Here is a 20,035-nt window from a genome sequence, read left to right on the forward strand (position 1 = left end):
CGCTACCTCCACACCGACCGCCGCGGCAACACCATCCACGAAACCGGACCCGACGGCGGCACAGCCGCCACCCGCCGCTACACCGACTACGGCCAGGAAACCCGCCCCGACGGCACCCCCGCCACGGGCTTCCGCGCCGCAGACCCCGCCGCCAACCCCTTCCGCTTCGGCGGCGAATACACCAACACCGAAAACGGCACCGACTACACCCCCGCCCGCCTCTACCACCGCGCCACCGGCCGCTTCACCACCCGCGACCCCCACCCCACACCCCTCAACAAATACCAAGCCTACGCAGCCAACCCCATAGAACACACCGACCCGAGCGGAAACCTGCCGTTCAAGATCAGGTTTCGGGCTCTAGGCTATAAGAAGGACGCACCAAATTTTGATTCCGCCCGTGTCACCGCCCGCATGAAACCGCTTACATCATCCCACTTTCACAACTCAGCTATTCAAAAAATGCAGATGTACATGGCACGCCAGAAAGGTGAGCGGGCAGCAGAGGAGGGAAGGCCCAAGATGGGCGCCCCGAAGGAAGCGGCGGAACAGCTCCAGGGATTTCTGGGCGCCAAAGGAATGAACTTTGAAACATGGAAGGGAAATATAATACTCCTCACTAAGCCAGAGCACTGGATGACGGGAAGCCTAGAATTCCGGACCGCCCTGGAGATGATATACGAAACCCAAGATGATGCGGCGTTCAGAATGGCTTCCGAGATAGAAAGGAAGGCGCAAGGGGGAAATTTATCGGTTCGGAAGGCCAAACCTAACGCCGACCTACCCCTGATCTGGATAGATTATCTCCTCACGGCCACTTACATCTCCAGTGCACGCCTGAATTCTTCGCCCCGCGATAAATACTTCGGGCTGAGAGCCGCCGGCCTTGGATACCTCGAAAGCATGCTGATTAGGCTTCAAGCGACACACCGGGCCGCCAGGCAACCCGGGCCGGATTTCCTATCCCATGGCGGATATCTAGTATGGGCCCCGATTGTGATAAGCGGATTTGACGAACCAGAGAAAATTCCACTGACGTCGCGTCCCCGCGCTGCGTCCTCGCGATGGTGAATCCGGGATCGGCGGCGGAGGTGCGATGAAGTGGCCAGAGAGGACAGCGCGCGTCAACAGGTACCGACAAGGATGTGGTGGTGGCCGACATTCTGGCACTCCGCTCAATAACACCGGCGGAGCGTTCCAGGGGCGTTGCGTCTCGAGATAATCGGCCTCGCATGCGGCGCCGTCGTCCGACCGGTCCCGAAGACCCAGCCTGGGTGAAGCCGGAAAGCTACGGTGGGCATTGTCGTTCCGGCGGCCCCGCTATGGCGGGGCCGCCTTCCGCTGTCCGCTGCCCCGCAGATAGCGCGTGTTGGTGTTCACGTTCGCCGAGAACTCCGTCAGACGCTCCTTGGCCTGGTCCCGGTCTTCGGCAGTGGTCGGCCAGACGTCGGTCACTTCTCTCGCCGGGAAGACGGATCGCAGCGACTTCTGGGCGGAGCCGTGGAACGGCGCCGAGGGACGGCCTTCGCCCCTGCGCTGCCGGGGCGGGCTCGCAGTCGGGGTCGTTGTGGCCGCCGTCCGAACAGCACGTCGGTTCGCCGGGTCGTAGCCGGGCGCCGGTGCGGGTACCTGAGCGGCATCATCACCCGGCCCGATCCGCGCGCCGTCTACGTGCTGGGGCAGCCCGGGGCGGGCAAGCTCCTGGCCGCGAGAATGGTGCGGCGAGCGATGCGGCCGGGCACGACTCACCTGATCGGCGACGACCTCAAGGCCCAGCACCCTGACTACCTGCAGCTGCTGCGAGAGGACCCTCGCCGTGCCGGAGCAGCGATCCGGGCGGACTACCGGGCCTGGTTCACCCAGGCCGAGCAGTACGTGCGGGAGCGGCGTGGTGACGTCCTGAACGAGGGCGCGCCGGGCAGCGTCGAGGAGCTTTTCGACAGCGCACTGCCGTACGCGGCCAGCGGCTACCCGGTCGAACTCGTAGTCCTGGTCGTCCGCGAGGCCGACAGCCGTCAGGCCACCGCGCTGCGCTACGCCCGGTCTTTGCAGATCGGTCTCACCCCCAGGTTCACCACGCGGTCGGGGCACCGGACCTGCTTCCACGCGCTCACCGGTGTCGTCACCGCCGCCGAGCGCCATCCGGCGATCACCGCGATCACGGTGATCCGACGGGACGGCCGCGCCCTGCTGCGTCACGAGGCCGGCGGCGCCGGGAGCGCGTCATGGGCCCTGGCGGCGGAACGGGCACGCCCGTACACCGAGCAGGAGGCCGCCGCGTTCTTCCGACTCCACCACGGTCTGTGGCGAGCGCTCCCCCGGCACCGCGACGAACTGGAGGAGATGGTCGCGCTCGCCCGCCCGCTGATGCAGCCCGGGATGCAGCCGGCCCGGATCGACCGGCCGCACCCCTCCCTGTGGCCTCTGCCCGTCGCCGCGGCCGCGGAGCTCGGTGTGAGGGAGCCGGTCTACGACGCGTCAAAGTCCTTCAGCCGGGCCGCGTAGACCTCCTTGATCCGGGCCGCTTCCTCCAAGTCGGCGGTCGCAAGTTGCTGCTGGTCGGCGAGCGTGGCCTGACGGCCGGCCCGCAACTCCTCGATCCGCTCCTCATCAGGCACCGGGGAGCGCTGCTCGGCGAGGAGCTGGTCGTTGTACCAGCTCACCACCGCCCGCACGGCGTCCGCGGCCTGCGCCTCGACACCGCCTTCCAGACCGGAGAAGTCGGGGCTGTCGGACATGGCTACCACCTTCGTGTTGATCTTGCCGGAAACGGTCATTGTCTCCCTGGCCGATTCCGGTGGCACAGTGCCGCGACGCGCCGCGTTCGCGTACGGAATGCCTTCGCGCTCTCCGGCGCGCGGGGGATGCTTCCCCAAGGGGCCGCATACCGGCATAGGTTGGCCCGAGGTGATCATCGAATCGGGGGTTGGACGTGGCAGGTCGGGATCTCAGGGCGCTGTTCAGCACGAACGACCGCGGCCTGGAGGCCGGAGAACCGTTCACCAACCGCCAGATGCAGTGGGAGCTCGTCGCGGCCGCGCTCAGCGAGCACCTGCGGCACACCGCCGATGCGGCCTTCGACGTGGAGGACCTCGAGGTGCCGCGCGACAACGTGCTCGCGTTCCACGGGGTCGGCGGCATCGGCAAGACGACGCTGTCCCGCAAGCTGGAGGCAGCACTGGCCAGCGCCGACCGGCCCGCGCAGTGGGGCGAGCCGATCTGGGCCGGGGAGCGGATTCTGCCCGTACGGATCGACCTGTCCCGCTCAGCCGGCACCGACTTCGAACAGCTCGTGCTGACGATCCGGGCCGCGCTCAGCACGCTCGGCCGGCCGCTGCCCGCCTTCGACGTGGCGCTGCGCCGCTACTGGGAACAGCAACACCCCGGCGAGAGTCTGGAGTAGTACCTGCGCCGCGGCGGCCTGGTCGGCCGGTTCGGCAAGGCCCTGCCGCAGCAGATGCAGTCCGCCATGGCCGACGTCGCCCAGGCCCTCCTCCTGCCCGGCAGCATCGGCACCGCCGTCGGACAGGTGACCGGCTCCCTGGTCCGCGCCCTGCGCGAGCGCAGGCAGACCGTACGGGCACTCGCCGGCTGCGCCCGGCTCGCCGACCTGCTGGAAGCCGAACCCGACCTGGAATCGCTCAGCTTCTATCCGCACCTGCTCGCGTGGGAGCTCGCCCAGCTCCCGGCCGACAAGCGCGTCACACCGGTGATCCTGCTGGACACCTTCGAGGACGTCGGCGACCGCACCCACCGCGACCTGGAGCGCCTCATCCAGCGGGTGGTGTGGCTGATGCCCAACGCCTACTTCATCGTCACCGGCCGCTCCCGCCTGCAGTGGGCCGACCCCGCCCTGCAGGGCCAGCTCGACTACACCGGACCCACCGCCTGGCCCGGCCTGGCCGGCGCCGCCATCCCCGGGGCGCGCACGCCCGGAACGGCAGCAGCGGGCCGCGGGCGGCAGGTGCTGATCGGCGACTTCTCACCGGAGGACTGCGACGACTACCTCGCCCGCCGGCTCTCCCGCGACGGCCAACCCCTCCTCAACGCCCCCATCCGGCAGACCATTACCGAACGTTCCCACGGCCTGCCCCTCTACCTCGACCTATCGGTACTTCGCTTCCTGGAGATCCGCCGTACCCGCGAGCCGGTCCCGGCCGACTTCGACCACGACTTCGGCGCCCTGATCGCCAGCACTCTGTCCGACCTCACGCCCGACGAACGCCACGTCCTGCGCTCCATCAGCCTGCTGGACGCCTTCGACCCCTCGCCACTGCGGCCGCCGGCCTGGGGCATGAAGCTCCGGCGATGCGGCTAATCGAGCGGCCGTTCATCCGCGAGAACCCCTTCGGCCTGTGGCCCTATCACCTGCACGGCCTGATCCGCTCCACCATCCGCAGCGCCGACGACGCCACCGACGACCGCTGGACCCAGCGGGACTGGCAGCAGGCCGCAGATCGAGCCCTGGCCGCCCTCGGCGCCCAATGGGCCGCGCACACCGGACGGGACCGGATGCTCCTGGTCGGCTGCCTGCGCCAAGGCCTCCCCCTCGCCCGCGACTTTCAGCTCGACCTCGGCTGGCTCGCCGACGCGGCCGGGCCTACGTCAGCGACTCCGTGTGGGAGCCCATCGCCCCACCCGCCCGGCCCGGCGGCACCAGCACACTGGAAACGGCCGCCGACACCCTCGTCGAACTCCTCGCCGCACTCGCCCGCCGCCAGCACGAGCACCGCTCCGTCACCGTCTCCCGGCTCACCACCGTCACCAGCAGCGGACTGCTGCCGGCCGACCTGCACGAAATGGCCGTGTACTACCTCGCCAAGGCCCACCGTGACCTCGGCAACTCCGCTGCCTCCCGCCAGGGCATGCAGGTCGTCGCCGATGGTGGCGGCCGCCTCGCATTCGCCGCCCGCCGCGGCCTGGTCCACCTCGCCCGGCTCGCCGGGAGACTTCCCCACCGCGTACGACACCGCCCAGACCCTCGGCTGGGCCGGCCGCCAGCACCGTGTCGAAAGCGACATCCTTTGGCCCCACGGCGACATGGACCGCGCGGCCGCCGCCTACGCTGCCGCACGCGACCTGGCCGAACAGCACGGCGTCGCCGGAGAACGCGCCACCAGCCAAGCCCAGCGCGCCCTCGTCCTCGCCTTCACCGACCCGGACGCCGCGGACGACGAACTGCACCTCGCCGAGCAGCTCCTCACCGGCCTCGACCTCCGTGCCACCAACTTCACGGTGAGGATCGCGTCGCTCGTCCGTGACGCGGGCGCCCTTCCTGGTCTTGAGGCCGCCCAAGCGCTACGCACCGAGATCCGCGACACCGGCATCACTGCGGCCGAAGCCGTCCTCGAACTCGCCCTGGCCTTTCACCACGCCGTCCAGGGCGAGGAGGACAAGGTCCAGGTCGTCATCAGCCGGCTACGCGAACTCGCCGGGACCGGCGACTACGCCTACTACGCCGACATCGCCCACTTCATGGCCGGCCTCCGCCTGCCCGACGGCTCCTCCGCCCACTGGCTCGACGGCCTGGAGACAGTCCGCGCCCGCTGGCAGCAGCTCGTCCTGACCCGCCGAACGCACCTCGGCACCGACCAGTAGCCCCAGTTTCCAGGGGCAGGGCGTCAGGTCCCGGACAGGAACCGGTTCACCGATCCACCGGTCGGGGGCAGTGGTGGCGATGATCGCCCCATCGGAACGGTCTAGCGTTGTCGGTGGTGGGAGGTACCGTCAGTCAGTTAGGCGCTCGGCAGCGTGGCTGGGCGCCGACCGGAGACGGATCCCCGTCTCCAGCATGGCTGGAGGTTGCATGGCCCTGGACAGACGCCGAGTGCAGACCGCAGTGATCGGCCACGCCGATTCCGAGCTCCCCGTGGTCCTTCCGATAGAAGCGATAGAGCTCGACGACTTCCGGGCCCGCCATACCGGCGAGACCTACTGGTGCGGGGTGTGGCTGGGTGGGTGCGGACACCAGCTCACCACCAAGCTGTGCACCGATCGCGCCTGCCACTTCGCCCACGTGCCGGACCCCGAGCGCACCTCCAGCTGCGCCCGGAAGGCGTCCGGTGTCTCCAGTGCGGACCACCTGTACGTCAAGCACGGGCTGCTGAACTGGATGGCAGAGCAGGACATCACCGCCACCGCCGCCATCCCGCGGGATGCGGATGGCGCGATCGGTGGGGAATTGCTCTTCACCCCCGCCGGGCGTACCAGCCTGCGGGTCCTGCTCTCCGAAACGCCCGGCTTCCCCGTACCGGCGGGAGAGGACGCCGCGCGCCTGGTGCTGGGGCCCGAGATGCCGTCCGACCCGGACGTGCTGTTGCAGCAGGGATAAATGAGCCGGCCGAGCCGTTTGCCGGAGTCGTGCAGGCGGCAGGGCCAGGGAGACCACCCAGATCGAGCTGCGAGGGAGTTCCTTGGCGGCCTCGGCCGCCTTCCTGATGCGCCGGACCAGTTCGGGGTCGTCGGTCGGTCGCCGGGCGTTGCTCCGGGTCCGAGGAGGCGGGATGTCCCGCCGGAGGGGGCGTTGGGGCCGGAGAGACCGTGTCCGTGGTGGCACGAGGTGAACACGTACGCGTTCCAGTCGGCGTTCGTGGACGCGGACCGGGCGTGGAAGAACTGGCTGGACTCGTTGCGCGGTGCGCGGGCGGGGCGGAAGATCGGCTACCCGCGGTTCAAGAAGAAGGGCCGGGCCCGGGACGCCTTCCGCCTCCATCACAGCCCCTTGACCTGGGCACACAGGCTGGTGAAGGTCACGGTTTCCCCCAGCCGGGCAGCGTGTTCCAGCACGTCCCGGACACCGTCGGCGAGGCCGGCCGCGTCGGGCTGCGAGGCGGCGGGCGGGACACGCGGTGGCCGGCCTGGCAGGGGCAGCCGGGGGGGCACGCGGCATGGGCGCCGACAGCGTGGGAGCGGTCTGCCATGCCGGTCGGGGCACACGGATGTCGACGTTGCCCCTCCCGCTCCACGAACCCACCTCCCTGCGCATCGGCCTGGTTGACCATCAGCTCGGCAGGACCGTACACGGACCCACTGACAACGCCCTCTGGCCTCAGCGGCCGAGCCGCCGGTAGAAGCGGCTCGGCCGCTGATGGGCGGGTCCGTTCCGCGATCACGCCGACGTACGTAGCGCATGAGGCTGCTGCGGGAGGGCTGGCTGCGTGGCGGCCTGCCGACCGGTGCGCTCGGCACGGGCTCGACGCAGGGCGGCAGCCTCGGTCACCGCAGCCTGGCGGCGCCACTCTGCACGATCCTGCTCCATCGGGGTCGGCGCATCGTCCGGGACGGCGTCGGGTTCGGGGAACGCGCGGCGGGACAGTTCCCGCATCGCGGCGGTCTGCCGTTCCACCGCTTCCGCGATGCCCAGGTCCACCCGGCGGGACAGCGCGACCTCCTGGTGGGCGGCGAGTGCGCGCCGGTAGCCCTCGCACGCGGTCTCCCTGGTCCTCGGGGGGCCGGTGGGCACGGCCGGAGCTGGGTCCGCCGGAGCAGCATCAGCCGGACCGGGGGCGGGCGCGGCGCCGGGCGGCAGGATGCGCAGCGAGCTCACCATGGTGCGGCCCGCCGCCTTGTTGGCGGCCGCGATGAGGCGGGTCTGCTCCAGCCGGGCCTTCGTCCCCCAGGCAGTCGACTCCGGGCACACGGTGAGCCGGCCGGAGCCGGGGCCGTACGACACGGCGGCGACGTGACCGGCGAGCTCGGGGGCGATGGCTACCCACCGCTCCCGCAGCGTCGCACCAGCAGCTGGCAGCTCCCAGGCCCGCTCGGTGGCCAGCGCACCGATCGCCGTACTCAGTCCCATCGGCTCGCGGCCGTCCCGCCGCACTGTACGAATCGGCCGCGGCTTCGGCTTCGCCTTCTGGCCGCCGCCGTTCGTCCGGGCCGCCTCCATCGCGGCCCGCAGCGCTACGCGGGCCAGGTCCACCCCGGACGTCTCGCTGCCGCTCATCCCTGCCCCCAGGTGGTGTAGCCGAGGTCCAGGTGACCGAGCCCGGACAGGTGCTGTGCCTGGTCGACCAGCTGGTTGCTGAACAGGCGTCTGGCCGACGGCTCGCCGTAGCGGTCGATGTGGTCGAACACCACCTGGTGATCCTTCAGCGCCCGCACCCGCCAGTCGCGCACCTGCTCCCGGGTGAGGTCCTCGAGGACCAGCTCCTGGTCGTCGACGTCGGCGGGCTCCGGCTCCGCAGCGGGACCGGCAATGGCCCGACGTGGCGCGGGCAGCACAACCGGGGCCGTCGGCGCGGCCGGAACCTCGAAGGCCGGTTGCGCGGCCGCGGCCTCTGCGCGGTGGGCCTTGGCGGCGGCCTGCTGCTCGCGGATCTGCGCCCACCGGTGCTCGCGGATCCACGCCTGCGCGGTCACGTCCTGGTGCAGCTGCCGGTCGGCAGCCGTACGGCGCTCTGCCTCGGAGGCGCCGGGCATCGCGGCGTCGACGGCGGCCGCGACCGCGTGGCGCTGGGCGCGGCGGTCGGCCTGCCGATCCTCGCAGCGCGGGCAGTCCTGCCCGGAGTCGAGCAGGATCCGGTCGTCGCACCGGGCGTCGCCGCACTGCTGGCGCTGGGGCAGGCCCCGGGCCAGCAGCCAACCAACCGGGTGGGTGATCGGGCCACCGGTGCGCAGCTGCTCATCCAGGCGCCGGACGAGCCGGTCGGCCAGCACCTGCGGGGCGTCCGCACGGCCCGCAAAGCCCTCCACCCGTGTCAGCTCGCTCAGGGCGGCGGCCTCCACCAGGCGGCGGGCGGCCGGACGGTCCAGGCGCGCCCACACCAGGTCGACCGGAGCCAGGACGACCCGCAGCTTCTCCGGCGGCACAGACACCCTCCCCCGCTGCTGCCTGCCCTGACCCGTACCGTCCACGACCCGCACCGGAGCACCGGCCACCGGCCCGCGGCCGGGCTTCTTGCTGCTGATCGACGGGGACTTCTTCGGCTGTTCCCCGCGGAGCGGGCTGCCGTCCTCGCGCACGCACACGCGGTCCGGTAGATCACCGGACCCACCACGGCCTTCGCCGGAAAAGCCACCAGAGAGCTCAGAAGGCCCACCGGAAGTAACCAGAGAAGCGTGGAAAGAGTGGTGGTGTGCAGTTGCAGCGAGGTCTGGGAAGTCGGCCACCTCGTCCGGTCCAGAGCCCTTTACCCCAAGCACTCCAAGGGTCCCGTCGGCCTCGTCGGACTCAAGATCTCCAGATGCAGTATCGGCAGGTGTGGGCCGCCTGGCGGGCCTCCCGAACGGCCACACCATGGGCCTTCGCCACCGGCACCAGACGCACCCGCGACTTCGCGTTCAGGCCCGAACCGGTCTTCTGCCGCACGACGTCCGCGACGCCGTGCTCCTGGAGCCGCTTGAGAACCTTCGCCCCGGCCGCCGCCGTGCAGCCCAGCAGTCGGCCGACCGTTGCCGCCGGACGACCGCGCTCGGTGTCCACCGATCCGGGGCACAGCTGCAGCCACCCCGCCGAGTTCGTCGTCAGCACCATCAGCAGCAACCCCAACCGATCCGTGGCTGCGCCCCGGCCCGTACGCCCGGCGAGCAGACCGGCCGGGACCGGCGCCTTGTCCTTCGGCGCCCACCCCGGACCGAACAGCACCCCGCACAGGCCGGCACGAGGAACAGCTCCGGAAGCCTCTCCGGAGCCGTCCGCGACCGGGCCGCCGACCGGATCCGCAACGGCCCCAAGCCGAAGAACGGCACCGGCACTTCCGGCGCCTCCGGCAAGTCGGGCGGGAGCGGCGGCACCACACCGTCCTCCGGCTCGAAGCCGGGCCGCGGGCCCGGATCGAGTCCGTCCGGGACCAAGCCCGGCACGGGCAAGGGCACGGGCACGAAGCCCGGTACCGGCACGAAGCCGGGCTCGGGCAAGGGCACGGGTACGAAGCCCGGCTCATCCGGTACCAAGCCTCGCCCGGCCGGAACGGGTTCGAAGACGAGTCGCAAGCGGCCGTCCTCGCCCGCTCCGTCCACGGGCCGCAAGGGCAAGGGCGGGCGGAAGCCGGGTGCCGGCGGCTCCCCGAAGCGCAAGGGCGCGGCGAGGGTCACCCTCCCGGCGGCCATCGCGGCGGAGTCGGAGCGGCGGCTGAACAAGCGCCGCAAGCACCTGACGCCTGTCCTGACCACGGTCCCCAAGGGCAAGAACAAGGGGAAGAAGAAGCCGGCCCCGGCCGGGACGGCGACGCCGGGCACGCCGAAGGTCGACCTGACCAAGAAGCCCAAGCCCACCACGAGCACACCGGGCGGCACGGCGAAGCCGAAGGTCAGCCTCACGAAGAAGCACAAGCCCACCACCGCGGCCGGTACGGCCCCGAAGGTGAACCTGCGCAAGAAGGTCAAGCTCACCAAGAAGCCCAGGAGGCCGGGGCCGGGTGCGCCCGCCGGTCCGACGCCGACGTCGAAGGTGAACCTGCGCAAGAAGGTGCGCCTCACCAAGAAGCCGCGGAAGCCCGGACCGGGCCCGGCCGCCGTTCCCACCGGCAGCACGGGCACGACCGGGCCGACGCCGACCGGCCCGGCCTCCAAGCCGAAGGGCGACCGGCGCCGTGCTCTGCGCGGCTGGTGGGAGCGGGCGGGCGCGCGCCGCTCAGGGAAGCCGGAGCCGGACCCGTCCAGGTCCACCAGCTCGGCGACGGCTCCCGGCCCGGACCCGGCACCGGCCGGGGGGTTCGGCCCTCCCCCGGGCTGGGGCTACGCCGAGGGCACGACCATCACCGTCGAACAGGCCGGCGGCCAGGTCTGGGAGGCACGCCAGCGCGAAGCACGCCGCCGGGCCGGCGTCCCGGCCGGAGCGATTCCCGCAGCACGAAAAGGAGGAACCGTAGTGACCGTGCCCGTCCCGACGAAGGCACCCAACACCCAGTACGCGGACAGCGACCTGACGATCTACGACGTCATCGAATCCGACGCCGACATGGCCGAGGAGATCATGGCGGGCGTCGACGAGGCCCGCGCCGCCGCCGACGGCTGCGAGAAGATGATGACGCGGCTGGAGGCCCTGCACGAGAAGATCGTCGACCTCAAGGTGCCCGGCGTCCTGGAGGGCTGGGCCCTGATCCTCGCCGAGAAGGCCGTACCTGTTCCTGATCCATGCATGACAAAGGCATCTCGGGAGAGGATGGGCAGTTCATCCCTCAAATGCGGCTGATCGGATGATGTGCACTGAGGTGGCACCAGGTGTCATAGATGTTCACAATCTGTTCCATATGACCGCTGGCTCATCTTTCGATCTATCGAGGTTTCTCTATGCCTGTTTCCAGGAAGCTGATCACTTCTGTGCTCGTATCTGCGGCGTTTGTCCCGATCCTCGCAGCCGGAGGGGCTTCTGCCGCGGAGATAGTTCCTGCACCGGTGACTTCCAATGCGCATGACGCCGAGCGCCCTGCATCGGATGCCGCAAGCGCACCGCAGGGCCAGTTGCCGATACCGACGCCGACGCCGGTGCCGACCACTTTGCCTGATGCGGTTCCTAGCTGGCATGTGCCGCCACTGGCTGGGGAGCCCGGTAAGGCGCCGGTTTCTTCGCCGTCGGAGAATTCGGTTGCCGAGCATGGCGGTCTTTCTCTGCAGGATGCTCTGGCCAAGGCGAAGGAGGCGATTGCCGGGAATCCAGAGCTGAAGGATTGCAGCGACCTGGCTCTTATTTCTCTTTACGGGAAAGACACAAGCGATGTTAACGATCTGAAGACATGGCAGTTCTCCTTCGCTGAGCCTGCAGCGGACAGTACCTCTGTACACAAGACGGCTGTCGTTTTCGTTGATTCCGCATCAGGCCAGGTCACAGTGGTCCAGGCTGCTTCTCCTTCCAAGGACCGTCTGCCGTCTCCGCTCCCCGCCATGACGCCCGACGAAGCGGTCAAGCTAGCCCAGTCAAAGGGCATGGCTTCTTCTTTCTGGCGGATAGACCTGCAGAGCAGTGGATCGGACATGGACGGACATCCTTTCTTCGCGATCTACCCCCACCCTGGCCCTGACCAGAGTGTGTACGTGGACACGGTGACAGGAAATGTGATCCAGAACCCGTAAAAACACCCTGCCGTGGCGTCCGCGAGCGGGCCGGCCTGAAGGTGGAGCCGTTTCTGATCCGCGCATGACAAGCTGTGTGTGATGAGGGGTGTTCTGGGTGAGGGAAAGCGGGGCTCTCAACGAGGGGGTCGCTCGGTCTGGTGAGGTGAGGAGGATCTAATTCCACCCGGAGCTCGCCGTGTCAGAGTGGAGAAACGGGGTGAGGCTGGGTGCGGTTGGCGGCGGTGAACGGGTCAGTCCCGGGTGTGTTCGCGAGGGGCCGGCTGATTGGCTCGGCGGGATTGCCGCCGGGTGATTCGCCTGGTCATCAGGGTGATCGCGGCCCAGGTGATCAGCGATTCGGAGTGCTGGATGAGCCGCTCGTAGTCGCGGGCGTGTCAGGGAAGCGCCGTACGTGGCCGCTGCCCGCGAGCTCGCCGAGGAGACCGGCGTCCACGTGCCCGTCGGCGCCCTGCACCAGATCGGCGTCTGGGACCGGATCGACCGGGACCCGCGCGGCCACTACGTCACCTTCGCGTACATGGCCGTTGTCCCCGACGGCACGCAGGCCACCGCCGGGGACGACGCCCGCACCGCCCGCTGGTGGCCCCTGAGCGAGCTGCCCAAGGAGCTGGCGTTCGACCACGCCGACATCATCCGTGCGGCCGTAGTCCCCAACGCCTGACCACCCAGAGCGCCGCTCCCGGCTTCCCGGCCGGGGCGGCGCTCCGCCGTTCTGCTCCTCACCATCGACCTGGAGACACCTCATGCGCCCGATCCGCCTGATTTCGTTCGGCTACCTCCACCTGCCCACCGGCCCGGACGGCTCCCCCGTCCCGCCCGCCGCCGACCGGATCGAGGACGTCCGCGACCGGCTCCGCGACCCCGCCGCCGCCCGCGACATCGACCTCGACGGCCTCAACCCCCGCGTCCAGGACGTCGTCCTCAACACCCCCGGCGCCCGCGAGCTGCTCGCCAACCCTCGCCGAGTACGCCGACCTGCCCGCCGGCCCCAGCCGCATCGCGATCGGTTGTGCAGGAGGTAGGCACAGGGCATCTGGCCTCACCGAACTGCTTGCCCGCGAACTTCGCCACTGCGGCCGCGAGGTCGTCATCGAGCACCTGCACGTCCATCTGCCGCGCGTCCTCAAGACGCCCACCGCCCTGACCGAGCAGGAGACGGCCCGATGATCCGACGCTTCCGCCGCTGCGGCCACGCTCCCGGCGCCCTCACCCCCGAGGACCAGGCCGCCGTCGACCAGTTCCGCGCGATGCTCGCCGCCGTACGCACCCCGGAGCCCTGGACCCCCGGCCAAGGCCGGGACATCGCCGTACGGGTGGGCCCGTTCATCGAGCGCGCCCACACCCGGCCCGGCGACGACCACAACACCGAGACGATCGCCGTCGCCCTGGTCCCCCCGAAACCCCCGACGCCGTGGGCTACCTCCACGGCCGCCAGCTCGGCTACACCGACCGCGGCTGGCTGCGCTGCGAGACGACCGCGATCCTCGGCGTCTGGCAGCCGGCCTACGCGATGCTCACCCACGCCGCCGCAGGTCTGCCCCTTCCCGAAGACGTCGGCATCGGCATGCCCCCCGCCCACTACGCCGTTGACGTAGAAGCGTGCGAGCCCGACGAGTCCGGCTTCACCTTCCTTCGCTTCGGGCCGTACACCCAGACCTGGCTCGCCTCTCGCTACGCCGACCGCCTCAACACCGAGCTGGAGGGCCAGGCTGCCACCATTGTTCCCGGGTTCATGGTCACCGCGAAGTGCGTGCCGTTCGACTTCGGCGACCGCGAGAACTACAGCGACCCGTACCGGACCGACGTCACCGCACTCCTGGCCGCCGCCATGGCGGGGGTGAACGCGTGACCACCACGGCCCTGTACGAGATCGCGACCAGCGAGGGCGACGACGGCACCCCGCATCCCGTCGAACAGATCTGGACCCCCCGGCGCCGACGACGCCACCGACAGCGGGGTTCATCGTCCACCGCGGCCTCCACGTCACCGGGATCGACAACCCCACCGACGACCACCTCTACCCCGTCGCGTTACTCGTGCTCGGACACCAGCGGTGGACCGACGCCATCGAGGCCGCCGCCGCGTACATGGCCCGGAACCACGGCTGGCGGAACTGGCACCTCTACCCCCGGCGACGACCCCTCCGTGCTCATCCCTTTCATTCCGCGGGCGGTCCACACCCACGGCGTCTTCTTACGGCATCCGCACCCGGACTACGGCTGCGGATGCGAGTGGGATGACACCTGGCGCATGGTCTGGGCGCCCGACACCGAACCCGGGACCGTGCCGGTCACCGCCCTGCGGCACCCCGCCGCACTGGCGGCCGCTGCTGGCATCCCCAACCCTGACGAAGGCGCGCCCACGACCTGGGCCGCCTGACAACCGAAGGCCCGGCTCCTCCGTGATCATCCGCGGGGGAGCCGGGCCTTCTTGCGTTTCACGGTCCTGCGGGGAGTCGGGGTCCGCTTCGCTTTGCTTTGCTCCGCTCAGCACGAGCCTCCGGATGTTTACCAGGTAAAGATGTGCCTTGGCTGTGCCGACCATGCCCCGACACCGCCGATGGCGCGATGGGGCGATGGAGCGATGGAGCGATACGAGAATGGGTCCCACCCTGGGGTGAGACCCGTGATCTCCTCGGCGAGTACGCCGCACATTTACCTGGTAAACATGCGACGCGCTCCGCTCTAGGAGTCAGCCATGAGCAACAGGGTGAGCTCCTCGCGGTGCTCGGCGGACATGTGCTCTCGCAGCTGCGCGTTGAACCACTTCGGGTCCGTCCACGGAAGGCGCGACAGCCAGCACTTCGACCGCTGACAGGACCGCCCCTGCGTGCTGTGTGGCAAGCCCGCGCCGATGTGCTCCCACGCCGGGGAGCCCGTGCACAAGGCGTGCGCAGAGGACTGGATTGCCGCGAACCCGGTTGAGGCCCGCCTCGGCCGGTTCGCCTCCGACACCCAGTCCAAGAGCAGCCAGCGCGCCACCCACGCCTGACCCCTCCCCATCGGAGGCCCCCATGAGCAGCACCGACCGTCACGCCGACCACGCCCTCGCCTACCCCGAGCCGCCCGCCTCCCCGCTGTGGCACCGCTACGGCGGCGTGCAGGCCCGGCCCCTCACCGAGGCGGAGAAGAAGCGCAACCGCGAGCTGCTGGTGCTCGCGCAGTACACCCCCCGACCCCGCTCCCCTCGCCCCACCGAGACCCTGGCGGAGGGCAGCTGATGCACACCAACCACTGCGCCGTTGACGGCTGGGTCGACGCGATCCCCGTCCCCAGCCGCACGGCACCGCCGCCTTCGACTTGGTCGTCCGGCCCGCCGACCTCGACACCGCCGACGAGGACGCCCCCGACACGGTCATCGCCTGCACCAGCAGCAACCCGCGCATCACCCACGAGCTGCTGAACGGCATACAGCCCGGTGATCTGCTCCGCGCGACCGGCACCCTGGTCCAGCCGTCCACGCCCGGCCAGCCCGCCCGGCTCACCATCGACACCTTCCAGGTCCTGAGCACCGCCCCCATCCCGGTCCTGCGCGACATGGTGCTCGACCGGTACGGCGACTACGTCGTCATCTTCGACGCCGACCACGACCAAGTCCCCTTTTTTACCGCGCACGGGACATGGGTCGGCCTGGCGGACAACCCCGACGTCATCACCCGCCTCATCAACATCCACGAGCGTGTGACCGGGGGCGACGCTTGATGACCGCCACCACCGGACAGACCCGCACCATGCTGAGCCGTTCGCCGTCGGCCCCGCGCCTCGTGGCCGTCGCCCGCCACCACGGGGTACCGGTGCGCGGAGACTCTCGTGGCGGCCACGCGCACCCTCGTCACGGGAAGTCCTCACCGTGTTGCTTGTGCCCAGATGCGGGCCGGAGCCGCGTGTGAGGTCGCTTGACCTGACGGCACAAGGGCCTCTACTCGCGCTCGGTACGCGGGGGTGCAGGCCCTCACGTATCTCGAGACCTCGGCCGCTTCGAGCCTGACACTCATTGGAAGGAGGGCGGCGCTAAGCCGTTACTGACCTTGTAGTCGTGGTGTCGTCAGGGTGAGTCCGGTGCCGGTGAGGCATCCGTCGATGATGTCGTTGCGGTATTGGATTTGACGGAGGCCGTGTCGTAGTCGGCGGATGAGGTGGTCGGGGTCGGTGAAGGCGGTGTTCGCCTGACTGGTCCTGCGGAGGATGGACCAGATGCCTTCGACGGGGTTGAGGTCGGGTGCGTAGGGCGGCAGGTGGTAGGCGGTGAGCCAGTCCTGTGCGTCGATGAAGGCCCGCATCCGGCGGTCCTTGTGGACGTTCAAGTTGTCCCCAACGAGGATGATCGGTCCGTCGAGCTGCTGGTGGGCGGCGATGAGGAGGTCGCGGTACTCGGTCCAGGCGAAGCTCTTGCGGCCTCCGCTCTTGTGATCGGTATGCCGTTTGGGCCGGTAGATCAGGCGGGAGCGCATCCCGGGTTTGTAGCAGCACAGGGCCGCGATGGAGAAGCGACGCTGGGATCGGCCACGGACCCGGATGACCGGGGTGGATCCGCGCCTGCCCCACGTGCGGGAGGTCGGCGGCGTCGTCGAGAACCCGGCTTCGTCCTGGAAGACGATCCAGGCCCCGAGCGCCGCCGCGGTGGGTCCACGTGCGACCACACGTCCTTCACCCAGCCGGCCACCGCCGCCGCCTCGTCCCTCTCGACGGCCCGACGAGCCGGAACCTGGTGACTCCAGCCGTACCTCCGCAGCATCTGCGAGATACCCGACAGCGTCATGGACTTGTGGAACCGTCAGCCGATCAACATCTTGATCCGTGCCAGCGTCCATCTCTGATCAGACCAGCCATGCGCGACCGGGCCCTTCGCAAACTCCTCCTCAAGCACGGCGAACAACGCGTCACTCAGCTTCGGCCGGGACACCGGGCCACGGGAACGGATCCCGTCCTGACCGGCCCGCCAGGCCTGACGCCACCGCTGGACCGATCGCACGCTGACCCGTAACTCCTTCGCGACCTCCGTACTGCCCCGCCCATCGGTGAACATCGCGACCGCTTCCACCCGGACCCGCTCACGGAATGCTTGCCTCTCCGCGGTCAGACCCCCACCCTGCGGATACCTCATACACCCGGCATACCGCGACGATCACCAACCGTCAGTACCTACGACAAGACAACTTCAAGGTCAGTAGCAGCGCCTCAAGCGCTAACGGCGTTAGCGCTCACGGAGCAACTACCGCCGGATCTCGGCAAAACGCCCCTATGGGATCACCACCACCTCGCCCGCGGCAGTATGCTGCCGTCCATGTCATCTCCCAACTCGGGAGGTGAGCGGGAGAAGCTCGTCTCCAAGCTGCCCGCTCACCTCCAGCAAGCACTCAAGGTTCGTGCAGCGCAGCTCCAGATCGACATGCAAGATGCCGTCGCAAACGGCATCCATGCGTGGCGGAACTGCAGTGACGACCTCCCCACTGTCAACACCGCCGGAGCGGACTCATTCGGCACCTACCTCCCCGAAGGCCTGTACGAGGACTTCAAAGTCGACTGCCGTGAACGCGGCGTCTCCTACATCCAGGGGCTGGCACAATCCGTGGTTCTCTGGCTCGCCGACAACCCCGCCGGCGTACAAGCGACCACCCGCAGAATCGTCGTCTGCAACCAGAAAGGCGGCGTCGGTAAGACCGCCGTATCCGCAGGCCTCGCCCAAGCCTTCGCCGAGGATCCGTCCGCTGTCAGTGCGGCAGCGGATGCCGCAGTCGGTGGCCTGAGAGTCCTTCTGGTCGACTACGACCCCCAGGGCCACCTCACCCATCAGCTCGGCCTTACCGCCATTCCAGCGGGCGAGGAAAGCCTCATCACGCACATGCTCCACCGTGAGCAAGCCAAGCAGACGCTACTCGACCTCACAGTGGTCATAAGCGGTGAGCGATTCGGCGGACGCCTGCGGATCCTGCCCGCAGCGTTCGACGCGTTTCTCCTCGACTCCGGGCTCACCATGTTCCGCGGCCCACGTGAAGCCACCCTCGAACGGGCACTCGCCCCGCTCGAGGAGCACTTCGACGTCATCGTCGTGGACTCACCGCCCAGTCTTGGACTCGCTATGGACGCGGCCCTCAACTATGGCCGCCAGCGCGACGACGAGAAGCCAGGCTCATCCGGTCTTGTCATTCCCGTAGAAGCAGAGGACACCTCGGCCCAGGCTTACGGGATGCTGATCCAGCAGATCGACTCCCTCTCCAGGGACTACGACCTCGCCATCGAGCAGCTCGGACTCGTCGTCAACAAGTTCGACAGCCGACGCGGCTACATCGCAACCTCGTCCCTCGAGAAGTGGAAGTCGCTCGGTTCTCCCCCGGTCCTGGCCGTGGTACCCGACGTCAAGGAGCAGCGCGAGGCCGTCCGAAAGCAGCGCCCGCTGCTGGACTACGCGCCTGACTGCGAGCAGGCACACCGGATGCGGCAAATCGCGCGAGGGGTAAAAACGGCATGAGCAAGGCGGACATGCTGGGCGACTCCCCCACGTTCAACGCCGTGGCACAGCCGATGAGCAGCCGTGCGGCATCCTTCGCACGCTTCGCCGGGCAGGATGGCCCCGCCCCGGATCCGACCGGCGCCCCGGCCGGGACGCTCCGAGTGCGGCTGGACGCCTTGGCCCACAACCCCTACAACCCCCGCGAGGAACTCAAGTCGGTCGATGACCTCGCCGATAGCCTCACCTCCCGAGGCGTCATCCAGCCTCTCGCCGTCGTTAGCCGGCAGGCGTTCCTTGCAGCTCACCCCGGCCACGAGGATCAGATCGGCCAAGCCGCGTATGTGGTTGTCGATGGCAACCGTCGACTTGCCGCATCCACTCTGGCTGGCCTGGACGACGTCCCCATCCACGTCGACGACTCACTCGCCCAGGATGCTGACACCCTTCTGGAGACAGCACTCACAGCGGCCGTCCAACACGAGAACCTCGACCCCCTTGAGGAGGCGAAGGCCCTCCAGCGCCTAGTCCACGTCCATGGATCCCAACGCGCTGTCGCTCGCGCGCTGGGTAAATCCAGCCCCTGGGTCACCCAGCGCATCGCCCTCCTCAAGCTCACCCCGGAGCTCCAAGACGCGGTCGAAGATCGAAGCCTTCCGGTCGAGATCGCACGCAACATCGGCCAGCTGCCCGCACAGCAGCAGCAGAGTGCTGCACAAGAAGCCCTCGCGAAGCGGGCTGATGCGAAACGCCGCAAGCGGACCGCGCGGGGTGCTAACGCCGTTAGCACCCCGCGCGCCGCCGGTGGTGAGCCGGAGCCCAACGATGACGCCGTCACCCCTCAGTCCGACGAGCGCAGTGCTAAGGTCCAGCCGACCGATGGCGCGGTCATCGCCGAGCACGGCCTCCCCACACAGCTTCCTTCACTGCCGTGGCATGACGGCAACGCGGTCATGGACCTCGTCATTGGCGTATTGGATGACGAGCAGCGAACTCGTTTCCTGCACCGCTACATCGAGCGCAGCGGTAGCAAGGAGGCGCTGGTCGCTGACTTCGCTCGGCTTCTCCCAAAGGAGGGCCGTCTTCAGCTTGCCGCGATTCTGGCAGCGGTGGCGGCAGACCTGCGCGTGCTCTGAACGCCCAGAGCAGGGGGGGCCATGGAGAGGCCGGACCCGGCGACGGGGCCGGCCTCTTCTCTTGAGTGCCTCCCACAGCGTGGGGGAGCGGTACAAGCGGAGGCACGGGGCCTTCGAGAAGAGGCAGACGACGAAGCACCGCACCGTCGGCAGTCCTGATCTCCAGAAGCTCAACGGCACCGCGCGCAGCGAACACGGAGCGGACGTCCCCCGTTATGTTTTTCGCGGTCCTGCAATGGGACCGCTGGCCTCCGGTCCCGGTATGACTGTGTCCCCTCTGCCGAACGGATGACCCGGGGGATGGTGCCGCCGGGCCCGAGGGGTGGCGTCACAGACGCTGATGAGAGACCCGGCCACCGCCCGGTCCTGCGCAATGCCGGACAGTTCGCGGACGGCAGGCCTGCATAACGCGGACGCGCGAGCACGGTGCCACCGCC

Annotated in this window: 20 protein-coding genes and 2 pseudogenes; 18 read left to right on the forward strand and 4 right to left on the reverse strand. The window is 69.3% G+C overall.

What is annotated here, in order from left to right; genetic code table 11:
- Both IF89_RS42640 and IF89_RS0131935 read left to right on the forward strand, forming a co-directional pair.
- Positions 1 to 1,071, forward strand: a 1,071-nt coding sequence (locus IF89_RS42640) for an RHS repeat domain-containing protein (protein ID WP_158717960.1), incomplete at its 5' end; no start/stop codon positions are given.
- A gap of 429 nt (positions 1,072 to 1,500) precedes the next feature.
- A complete protein-coding gene (locus IF89_RS0131935; protein WP_267882117.1) occupies positions 1,501 to 2,505 on the forward strand; it encodes a zeta toxin family protein in 1,005 nt (334 codons plus the stop codon).
- Here the strand turns inward: IF89_RS0131935 and IF89_RS0131940 are convergent.
- Positions 2,469 to 2,738: a hypothetical protein gene (locus IF89_RS0131940; protein ID WP_030775459.1), complete on the reverse strand. Its 270-nt coding sequence runs from the start codon at positions 2,736 to 2,738 to the stop codon at positions 2,469 to 2,471. The genes IF89_RS0131935 and IF89_RS0131940 overlap by 37 nt on opposite strands.
- Before the next feature lie 194 nt (positions 2,739 to 2,932).
- Between IF89_RS0131940 and IF89_RS49400 the strand changes: the two genes are divergently transcribed.
- The 4 genes from IF89_RS49400 (at position 2,933) to IF89_RS0131950 (ending at position 6,331) form a co-directional block, all read left to right on the forward strand.
- Positions 2,933 to 3,403 (forward strand): hypothetical protein, encoded by a 471-nt coding sequence (locus IF89_RS49400; RefSeq protein ID WP_324605382.1) that lies wholly within the window; start codon positions 2,933 to 2,935, stop codon positions 3,401 to 3,403.
- A gap of 66 nt (positions 3,404 to 3,469) precedes the next feature.
- On the forward strand, positions 3,470 to 4,318 hold the full coding sequence (locus IF89_RS49405) for a hypothetical protein (protein ID WP_324605383.1): 849 nt from the start codon (positions 3,470 to 3,472) through the stop codon (positions 4,316 to 4,318).
- Positions 4,319 to 4,881: 563 nt separating this feature from the next.
- Complete coding sequence (locus IF89_RS49410) at positions 4,882 to 5,598, forward strand: hypothetical protein (protein ID WP_324605384.1); 717 nt, start codon at positions 4,882 to 4,884, stop codon at positions 5,596 to 5,598.
- A gap of 208 nt (positions 5,599 to 5,806) precedes the next feature.
- Positions 5,807 to 6,331 (forward strand): competence protein CoiA family protein, encoded by a 525-nt coding sequence (locus IF89_RS0131950; protein WP_030775462.1) that lies wholly within the window; start codon positions 5,807 to 5,809, stop codon positions 6,329 to 6,331.
- Positions 6,332 to 7,108: 777 nt separating this feature from the next.
- Here the strand turns inward: IF89_RS0131950 and IF89_RS0131955 are convergent.
- Both IF89_RS0131955 and IF89_RS41105 read right to left on the reverse strand, forming a co-directional pair.
- Positions 7,109 to 7,945 carry a DciA family protein gene (locus tag IF89_RS0131955; protein WP_051807930.1) on the reverse strand — a complete coding sequence of 279 codons (837 nt, stop codon included), beginning with the start codon at positions 7,943 to 7,945 and terminating at the stop codon, positions 7,109 to 7,111.
- Positions 7,942 to 8,964 (reverse strand): hypothetical protein, encoded by a 1,023-nt coding sequence (locus tag IF89_RS41105; protein ID WP_051807931.1) that lies wholly within the window; start codon positions 8,962 to 8,964, stop codon positions 7,942 to 7,944. The genes IF89_RS0131955 and IF89_RS41105 overlap by 4 nt, the downstream gene beginning before the upstream one ends.
- Positions 8,965 to 9,325: 361 nt before the next feature.
- On the opposite strand from IF89_RS41105, the gene IF89_RS46220 reads away from it, so the two are divergent.
- The 10 genes and pseudogenes from IF89_RS46220 (at position 9,326) to IF89_RS0132010 (ending at position 15,716) form a co-directional block, all read left to right on the forward strand.
- On the forward strand, positions 9,326 to 11,134 hold the full coding sequence (locus IF89_RS46220; RefSeq protein WP_158717961.1) for a hypothetical protein: 1,809 nt from the start codon (positions 9,326 to 9,328) through the stop codon (positions 11,132 to 11,134).
- A gap of 203 nt (positions 11,135 to 11,337) precedes the next feature.
- Positions 11,338 to 12,012, forward strand: a complete 675-nt coding sequence (locus IF89_RS46225) for a hypothetical protein (RefSeq protein WP_158717962.1) — start codon at positions 11,338 to 11,340, stop codon at positions 12,010 to 12,012.
- Between the two features lie 391 nt (positions 12,013 to 12,403).
- A pseudogene (locus tag IF89_RS0131980) lies at positions 12,404 to 12,676 on the forward strand (NUDIX domain-containing protein); the annotation flags it as partial.
- Between the two features lie 82 nt (positions 12,677 to 12,758).
- Positions 12,759 to 13,037 (forward strand): hypothetical protein, encoded by a 279-nt coding sequence (locus IF89_RS38540; protein WP_234327943.1) that lies wholly within the window; start codon positions 12,759 to 12,761, stop codon positions 13,035 to 13,037.
- Positions 13,018 to 13,182 (forward strand): hypothetical protein, encoded by a 165-nt coding sequence (locus IF89_RS49680; RefSeq protein WP_420706987.1) that lies wholly within the window; start codon positions 13,018 to 13,020, stop codon positions 13,180 to 13,182. Before IF89_RS38540 ends, IF89_RS49680 begins: the two co-directional genes overlap by 20 nt.
- 244 nt (positions 13,183 to 13,426) lie before the next feature.
- Positions 13,427 to 13,864, forward strand: coding sequence for a hypothetical protein (locus tag IF89_RS48010; protein ID WP_234327944.1), 438 nt, complete (start codon positions 13,427 to 13,429; stop codon positions 13,862 to 13,864).
- A 296-nt stretch (positions 13,865 to 14,160) separates the two neighbouring features.
- Complete coding sequence (locus tag IF89_RS48015; RefSeq protein WP_234327945.1) at positions 14,161 to 14,394, forward strand: hypothetical protein; 234 nt, start codon at positions 14,161 to 14,163, stop codon at positions 14,392 to 14,394.
- Positions 14,395 to 14,844: 450 nt separating this feature from the next.
- Positions 14,845 to 15,006, forward strand: a complete 162-nt coding sequence (locus tag IF89_RS48020) for a hypothetical protein (protein WP_234327946.1) — start codon at positions 14,845 to 14,847, stop codon at positions 15,004 to 15,006.
- Positions 15,007 to 15,028: 22 nt separating this feature from the next.
- Positions 15,029 to 15,235 carry a hypothetical protein gene (locus tag IF89_RS0132005; protein ID WP_030775482.1) on the forward strand — a complete coding sequence of 69 codons (207 nt, stop codon included), beginning with the start codon at positions 15,029 to 15,031 and terminating at the stop codon, positions 15,233 to 15,235.
- 79 nt (positions 15,236 to 15,314) lie between these two features.
- Complete coding sequence (locus IF89_RS0132010; protein ID WP_030775485.1) at positions 15,315 to 15,716, forward strand: hypothetical protein; 402 nt, start codon at positions 15,315 to 15,317, stop codon at positions 15,714 to 15,716.
- Between the two features lie 317 nt (positions 15,717 to 16,033).
- Here the strand turns inward: IF89_RS0132010 and IF89_RS49685 are convergent.
- Positions 16,034 to 17,118 (reverse strand): annotated as a pseudogene (locus tag IF89_RS49685) (IS630 family transposase).
- Positions 17,119 to 17,298: 180 nt separating this feature from the next.
- On the opposite strand from IF89_RS49685, the gene IF89_RS0132025 reads away from it, so the two are divergent.
- Both IF89_RS0132025 and IF89_RS41115 read left to right on the forward strand, forming a co-directional pair.
- On the forward strand, positions 17,299 to 18,483 hold the full coding sequence (locus IF89_RS0132025) for a ParA family protein (protein ID WP_030775493.1): 1,185 nt from the start codon (positions 17,299 to 17,301) through the stop codon (positions 18,481 to 18,483).
- Positions 18,480 to 19,598, forward strand: coding sequence for a ParB/RepB/Spo0J family partition protein (locus tag IF89_RS41115; protein WP_051807934.1), 1,119 nt, complete (start codon positions 18,480 to 18,482; stop codon positions 19,596 to 19,598). Before IF89_RS0132025 ends, IF89_RS41115 begins: the two co-directional genes overlap by 4 nt.
- Positions 19,599 to 20,035: the final 437 nt, after the last annotated feature.

The sequence above is a fragment of the Streptomyces sp. NRRL F-2664 genome (genome assembly GCF_000719345.1).
Lineage (GTDB): Bacteria > Actinomycetota > Actinomycetes > Streptomycetales > Streptomycetaceae > Streptomyces.

Coding starts and splice junctions, on each gene's coding strand:
- IF89_RS41115 (WP_051807934.1), top strand. CDS start 18,480: ATGAGCAAGGCGGACATGCTGGGCGACTCCCCCACGTTCAACGCCGTG.
- IF89_RS0131940 (WP_030775459.1), bottom strand. CDS start 2,738: ATGTCCGACAGCCCCGACTTCTCCGGTCTGGAAGGCGGTGTCGAGGCG.
- IF89_RS49410 (WP_324605384.1), top strand. CDS start 4,882: ATGGTGGCGGCCGCCTCGCATTCGCCGCCCGCCGCGGCCTGGTCCACC.
- IF89_RS49405 (WP_324605383.1), top strand. CDS start 3,470: ATGGCCGACGTCGCCCAGGCCCTCCTCCTGCCCGGCAGCATCGGCACC.
- IF89_RS0131955 (WP_051807930.1), bottom strand. CDS start 7,945: ATGAGCGGCAGCGAGACGTCCGGGGTGGACCTGGCCCGCGTAGCGCTG.
- IF89_RS0131950 (WP_030775462.1), top strand. CDS start 5,807: ATGGCCCTGGACAGACGCCGAGTGCAGACCGCAGTGATCGGCCACGCC.
- IF89_RS0132025 (WP_030775493.1), top strand. CDS start 17,299: ATGTCATCTCCCAACTCGGGAGGTGAGCGGGAGAAGCTCGTCTCCAAG.
- IF89_RS38540 (WP_234327943.1), top strand. CDS start 12,759: ATGCGCCCGATCCGCCTGATTTCGTTCGGCTACCTCCACCTGCCCACC.
- IF89_RS0132005 (WP_030775482.1), top strand. CDS start 15,029: ATGAGCAGCACCGACCGTCACGCCGACCACGCCCTCGCCTACCCCGAG.